General features: G+C 30.4%; 8 protein-coding genes. 1 reads left to right on the forward strand and 7 read right to left on the reverse strand.

Features of this window, described 5'->3' with window-relative positions; all coding sequences use genetic code 11:
- On the reverse strand, positions 1–652 hold a 652-nt coding region (locus ACJAX4_RS21175), incomplete at its 3' end, for a DGQHR domain-containing protein (RefSeq protein ID WP_435791421.1).
- Complete coding sequence (locus ACJAX4_RS21180; RefSeq protein ID WP_435791422.1) at positions 649–1,563, reverse strand: DUF6884 domain-containing protein; 915 nt, start codon at positions 1,561–1,563, stop codon at positions 649–651. The genes ACJAX4_RS21180 and ACJAX4_RS21175, both read right to left, overlap by 4 nt.
- Before the next feature lie 112 nt (positions 1,564–1,675).
- Here ACJAX4_RS21180 and ACJAX4_RS21185 point away from each other — a divergent pair, with 112 nt between their 5' ends.
- Complete coding sequence (locus ACJAX4_RS21185) at positions 1,676–2,257, forward strand: 6-pyruvoyl trahydropterin synthase family protein (RefSeq protein WP_435791423.1); 582 nt, start codon at positions 1,676–1,678, stop codon at positions 2,255–2,257.
- A 2-nt stretch (positions 2,258–2,259) separates the two neighbouring features.
- On the opposite strand, the gene ACJAX4_RS21190 is transcribed toward ACJAX4_RS21185, so the two are convergent.
- The 5 genes from ACJAX4_RS21190 to ACJAX4_RS21210 all read right to left on the reverse strand — a co-directional run.
- The gene (locus ACJAX4_RS21190; protein ID WP_435791424.1) at positions 2,260–3,384 is read right to left on the reverse strand and encodes a hypothetical protein; all 1,125 of its coding nucleotides are present in this window, start codon (positions 3,382–3,384) and stop codon (positions 2,260–2,262) included.
- Between the two features lie 530 nt (positions 3,385–3,914).
- Positions 3,915–5,204: a S1C family serine protease gene (locus ACJAX4_RS21195; RefSeq protein WP_435791425.1), complete on the reverse strand. Its 1,290-nt coding sequence runs from the start codon at positions 5,202–5,204 to the stop codon at positions 3,915–3,917.
- A 509-nt stretch (positions 5,205–5,713) separates the two neighbouring features.
- Complete coding sequence (locus ACJAX4_RS21200) at positions 5,714–5,959, reverse strand: hypothetical protein (RefSeq protein ID WP_435791426.1); 246 nt, start codon at positions 5,957–5,959, stop codon at positions 5,714–5,716.
- Positions 5,956–6,189: a hypothetical protein gene (locus ACJAX4_RS21205; protein ID WP_435791427.1), complete on the reverse strand. Its 234-nt coding sequence runs from the start codon at positions 6,187–6,189 to the stop codon at positions 5,956–5,958. The genes ACJAX4_RS21200 and ACJAX4_RS21205 overlap by 4 nt, the downstream gene beginning before the upstream one ends.
- Before the next feature lies 1 nt (position 6,190).
- Positions 6,191–6,339: DUF2958 domain-containing protein (locus tag ACJAX4_RS21210; RefSeq protein ID WP_435791428.1), on the reverse strand; the 149-nt coding region annotated here is incomplete at its 5' end.

Raw genomic sequence — 6,339 nt, forward strand, 5'->3', positions numbered from 1 at the left:
CATTTTCGGTAGATGCTTTTTTTATTAATCCATAAAAAGGTGATTTTGGTTCAAAATTAAGTACTTCAGTTATCCGGGATGGAATCAACCTAGAACTTAAATCTGCTGGTAAAACGGATGTTACAGTTGGTAATAGTTCATCTATCAGGCCTTTAGGAAGTGGTCTAGTCTTATTAATGCGAATAAACTGTTCGCGTTGTACTTCCAAGTCTTTTGCAACAAATGCAGTAACTGGAATTGGCAATCTTGGTTTATTACATTTAGAGAGTGCAAGAGCACGCTGTTGTCCATCAACAATCCATGCTGGCTTAAATCCATTATCCATTATAGGTATTTCTAAAGTACCTGCAGTGGAGTATCTATCAGAATCAATTTTAGGACCACGTATCTTAGTAAAATGTATCTCTTCATTAATAGCTAAGGTAATTGCATTCGGGAAGAGGACATCATCATTATCTAGATATTTAGTGATTTCATTGACATGCTTCTTAACTTCATTTCTTTGTAAACCAACTAGTTTACCTTCATTATCTCTTTGAACTCTTGAAATATCTGCAATTTTTAAAATATCCTTTGCCTCAAGAAAAAATGAAAACACTTCATACTTTTCTGTTTGTATTATTTTTAATGCTCTTACAATTAGACTACTCATTTTAATATCCCTTTGACTTCTTTAAATAACTTACCAAAACGCTTTTGTTCGCAAGCATAGCCCATATCTCTAAATAATCTTAGTCCTTTTGAAGGACTAGATATATGATTTTCTAGAATCATAATTTTAATTTTCTCATATAGTTCTTGCTCAGTAAGTTTAGTACGGATAGGCATTACATAAATTTTATATTTAAACATTTCTTTTTCAATATGATCTTGTAATATAGTGTGAGAAAGGGGTATGTCTTTTGTAACTATTTCAGTTGAAAGCCATAATACAGCCCGTTGCAACATATTAGAAACGACACCTGCCTGAAAACTATTAAATCTAGAGTCAAACTTAATGATATTCTTTTGCATAGATGGAGGAAGGGAATGATTATTCGCTATAAAAATAAATACTTTATCAGTAAACATTTTTATTAAACTTTCTATCATGTCTTGTGCTGCTATTAGATAGCTATGTGGTAAGATAACAAAAAAATATGCTTCATGCGAAAAAGATGTAATAGGGAATGTATTTATAGAATTCCACCATCTAATATTAGCTTTTAACTTTGAATTATTTTTAAATTTATTAATGCTATTTTTGGTGGATGAAGCGAAAGTACTGTCATAAGGTAGAATTTTTTCTTCAGCATGTATTAGCCCATATCCTGCAGATGCTATAAACAACTCTGTTTTATATTTTATAAATAATTTTTCCTTAGTATCCAAAGTAGCCTGCCAAGAACCGCCTTTATATAATTCTGTAGCTTTAAAGGCTGTTCTTCCTTTTGCTTTTATATTACTGTTCCATATTCTTATAATATCTTCTAAGTCCATGTCATCATTAAAGTTTTCAATTTGCAATGATTTGCTTGGAGTTTGTTTTTTACTATTAGTACATGAAGATATTATATTTATCATTACAGTTTAAGCCCCACATAAGTTATTAATTATGATACAATTATACATCAATTACTTGTTTATATCAAGCTTTAGAGCATGCAGTTATTGAATTTATGCAAAAGAGTAAATTATGTTAATAAGAAAATTATTTAAATTTGAGAATGCACATGTTGTTAGATCTTGTAGTACTGTTAAATGCAGATCATCCATTCATGGACATTCTTACAAAATTGAAGTGCTATTAGAGTCAAATTATTTGGACGATGGACAAATGATATATGACTTTGGCCTAATGAAGCTAAATATAAAAGATGTAATCGATAGTTTTGATCATTCAATAACGATATGGAATAAAGATAATCAAGAATATATCAATGATATGAAAAATCATTCTGATAGATGGGTTGAGCTTCCAGTATCTCCTTCTGCTGAGCAATTTAGTAGAGTTTTTTTTGTAATAATAGATAGATTATTAGACTTAACAATAACTAAAAATGGAGAAAGAGAAGTTAAGTTGCATAGTATTATTGTTCATGAAACAGCAACAGGATATGCTCAATGTTTTAAAGAAGATGCCTATTCTTTACAAATGGGAGAAATTTTACTAAATAAAGTTAATTTTAGTACAGCAGTTCAAAGTGACTGGCATGATTCATTACTATGGACAAAAACACTTAATAAAGAAAAGTTTATTAATCCAAAAGATGTTTAAATTTAAATATCTTTAATACATAATAGTTTTTTTGCCTCAGTATAAGACGGTAGAGAACCTTTTAATGGATTTGTCTTATCTAGATGTTGCTTCGCCCATTTTAACCATTTTAGAGTATCTCTAGGTATTTTTTCATTTTGTCTTTTAGTTTTAGCTTCCACAGCTAATATATAACTTTGAAGTTGCATAGTAAAGTTCCAATCTTTAGCTTGCTTTTCTAACTGCTCTATCATATTTTTTTCTAACTCTACACAGTGTAAGTTATATTTTTTTAAATTACGAAATTCTTCTCGTTCCTGCTCTTCTCTTTCCCTTCTTATGCTATTCTCTTTTTTGGCAACTGCATAGGCAAATATTCCATCTATAAAACTTGGCAAAAGCTCTTCTAATGTATAAATTTTTCCAGCTGACCATGTTCTTCTTGAATTACTAGCATAACTTTTAATTAGTAAAGATATCTTTCCGCTTGGAGTATATTCACGTTCTGTACGTATCCAATAACCATTATTTATTAGGGTTGTTTTTGTAACCGTTGATTTTTCTTTTACTGCAATTTCTATTTCTTCTTCATCTATTTTGATATAGGTTCCATACCTACTAGATACATCTACTTCATAACCTTTCTTTTCAAACCATTTAAATAAAGCGTCTAACACTCTAAGAACTTTTTTGTAATTAGCCGGAGAAATCCTGATATCTACACAATCATTTCCTGAATGTATCATCCCGTACTCATCTGGTTTTTGAGATTTTAATCTATCACGAGTTCTTGCAATAATAGAATGTGGGCTTGTTAATGTTTGTTTTACAGTAATTCTATGCTTCTTGATAGGCAGTACAATAGACTTTTCTAATTTTTTAGTTTGCGTTACATCTTTTATTTTATGTACAGATTCTTCCTTCTCAACCCGTAAACTAAGACATTTATAACGTTGTAGTGGTGGTATACCTATTATCTTACCAAAGGCTATCTTTTGCCAGTGACCAAATTTAGGAACAGGTATTGAGAATTTATTGCATAATTTTCTGAGATCTGTTGCTGATACATTATGTTTAGGCGCCAACTTAGTAAAAGGCTCACTCCAAACTTGTTTATATAGTTGCTCTCGATTTATAAATTTAATCATTTTATACTCCATAGTGAATTTCTATTACTAAAGTATATGTTACAAAAACAAAGTCATATGTCTAATTTTTGTGTTCACTCGAAAGTTGTAATTTTTTTGTTTAATAATAGGAATGTAGTATTAAACAAAAATATACGCTATTTAAAAGGTGAAAATGGAAGGAATGATATAGAATATATAGAATCTTTTTTGTAAGAAGTCGGTGAAAATTATAAAAAATTTAAGTCAATTATTCCACAATAACCTAGATATTATTTTGTATATATTAGAGGGTTATGACTGCAACCTGTAAGTTATTTTAGAAAATAAGACTTAATTGCAAAAAATGATGCATAATTGTCTAGTTTATAGAAGGTTTTCCACATGTTAGTATAGAAGAAGTTACTTAAATACTTATAAGAGTAGCTTTGTATTACAGAATATAGCTAATATGAGATAATTGAATATTAGCTAACTAGATAAGAGGGAGTGTGAGAGTTCAAAAACTCCTATAATTTTCTGACCAATATTTTAGATTCTTTTTTTAGGTTCTAATTATTAAAAGTCCAAACTGGCAATACAGATTTTTTATGCATTTCAAAGATATCTGAAGAACTTTTGTCTTCTTTATTTACTCCGATTGTCTTAATATTTAATTGGTTTAACAGTACCTTTATATAGCTAGACTTTATAGCAAAGTTTACTGCTTGTGTAGAGTTGTTATTTAGTTTTGAAACTACTATGCCAATTGCATTAGCTTTATTATCTATAATTGGTCCACCACTATTACCATGCTGTACAGTGGCAGTAATTTGGTATCTAGAGATATCTTTATTAATTCCAGATTGTGCGCTAATTATACCATTTGTTATTCTGATATCATCTCCGAGAGTAAATGCTAGTGGATAGCCTAGAGTTAATATTTTACTTCCATTTGAAGCTTTATTGAAATTGATCGGTATAGGATTGTACTTTTTAGAAGTATTAACTTTTAAAATAGCAATATCCATTCTTTTGTCCAATAGTAAAACTTTAGCAGGTAATGGATTCATATCTTTAAATCCTATATTTATCTCTTTAGCATTTTTTACAACATGTGCATTTGTAATAAAAACACCATCCTCTGTAATTGCCCATGCAGTTCCAGAACCATTGGCTTTATAGTTACTTTCTTCATTTTCTAAAGGGTATATTTTTAAAAGTAAAATATCTTCCTTTAAAGCTCTTGATGAAAGTTTTATGTAGTCATCATGAGCCTCTCCTAGAACACGAATCTCTTTCTTATTTTGCATTTGATACATTGCTGTTGTGATTTTATTAGCTCTTAATGATGAAAAATTGATTTTTACTTCACCAGCTTCCCAATTGTCATATTTTGTATCTATTATGAACACTTGATAGCTGTATCTTTTATTTGTAAAACTTTTTACAAGACCAAATGTGTATTTACCAGTATCATCTTCCCAAATTCCTTCAAAAGTGTCATTGCTGTTTTCATCTATATATTTTTTGAATCCCTCATATGATATTGGAATTCCAGCATTAATTAATTCAACTTCTTTTTTATCAAATAGTTTAAATGTATAATCATAAGAAGCAAATCTTCCTGGTGCCATAGAAATTTTTCTTTCTGATATTGGTTCAATTACTTTGTCATGACTATCTGCATAAGCTTGAGCTTCTTTCAATGTCTTTCTTGGTAAATCTGCACCATTATTACCAAACATTCCAGAAGGGTCTACATTGTGAATTTTATATATTCCAGGGGAAACATTTACGATTCCTGTACTGCCACAGCCAGATAACATAAACAGCATTATTATTGTAAGTATATATTTCATTTTATTCCTTATATTATTTTAGTCTAGCATATGTAAAATTAAAATCATATACATAGATATAATTTAAGATGAGTAATTTCATCAATACAACTGTCTCTTTTGAAACTACGCTTAAAGTACTCTGCATAGAAACATCTTCTAAACTTTACCACTTACTAGTCCATTACTACTTACCTTTACAAACAATGACTTTTCACCTCATATACAAATCTTTAAGGGTCTCAGTACATTTAAAAATAAATTAATACTTACTATTTATATGATAGTATTAAATTACTATAGAATTCCCAACAAGTAGAAAAACAAATTCCCTACCTCCTTTGGAGCGGCTAACTTGATGACCTGGACAGCATTCCAGGAGGAAAGAAGAATAACCCACAAATAGAAAAAGAAAAAAAGATAGCACCTAAGAGCCAGCAACCAAACCAACTTATTCTCTAATAGAGGATAGGGGGGAGGGGCGAAGCCCCTCATGTGGGGGAAAGGAGAGGAAAGAGAGCTAACACAGTTTAATACATAGCCTCTTCTATCAGAACATGAGCATAATCACCACTATTAAAATAAGACTCTGATTTGTAGTAACTTCTCATCTCTTGTATTGTTTCTATTTGATGAGGGGTCCACTCTAAGATACCATCTTTGTTATACCATTCATTAGAAAGCAAGATAGCCTCTTCTTGGGCTTCTTGCTTAGATTTAAATGGCTTTATGTATTGAACTTCATTATGGCAAAGCACTAGAACTAGATAGCTCATAGCATGAACCCTATCGCATCTCTAGCTGTACCTATGCAAGTACCGCCATCAAGAAGATTAGCTTCTATGTATTCATCATCTTCATCCTTATCATTACTAGAGTAGACATTAACTACAAAGCCACCATTAGCAGATTCAAAGATCTCATAGTAGCTACTCTTATATTTAAATTCAACTGTGTCATCATTCTCTAATGCAGAGGCTAATGTATTTATCTGTGTATCATTCATACTAGCTCACTTTTTCATTATTTTTGATAGTAGAGAATGATGTTGGTTTAAATGACATATCTCGTTCAATGGCTAAACCAAGAGGACCATGGACAGATTCTAACTCTTCTAAGGAAAAGTATCCTAGCTCACTCTCTAGCCCTTGTACAT

Source organism: Clostridium sp., from assembly GCF_051278035.1.
Lineage (GTDB): Bacteria > Bacillota > Clostridia > Clostridiales > Clostridiaceae > Clostridium_AD.

Excerpts from the sequence above, each read along its gene's own strand:
- ACJAX4_RS21200 (WP_435791426.1), bottom strand. The coding sequence starts at position 5,959 with ATGAGCTATCTAGTTCTAGTGCTTTGCCATAATGAAGTTCAATACATA.
- ACJAX4_RS21205 (WP_435791427.1), bottom strand. The coding sequence starts at position 6,189 with ATGAATGATACACAGATAAATACATTAGCCTCTGCATTAGAGAATGAT.
- ACJAX4_RS21185 (WP_435791423.1), top strand. The coding sequence starts at position 1,676 with ATGTTAATAAGAAAATTATTTAAATTTGAGAATGCACATGTTGTTAGA.
- ACJAX4_RS21195 (WP_435791425.1), bottom strand. The coding sequence starts at position 5,204 with ATGAAATATATACTTACAATAATAATGCTGTTTATGTTATCTGGCTGT.
- ACJAX4_RS21180 (WP_435791422.1), bottom strand. The coding sequence starts at position 1,563 with ATGATAAATATAATATCTTCATGTACTAATAGTAAAAAACAAACTCCA.
- ACJAX4_RS21190 (WP_435791424.1), bottom strand. The coding sequence starts at position 3,384 with ATGATTAAATTTATAAATCGAGAGCAACTATATAAACAAGTTTGGAGT.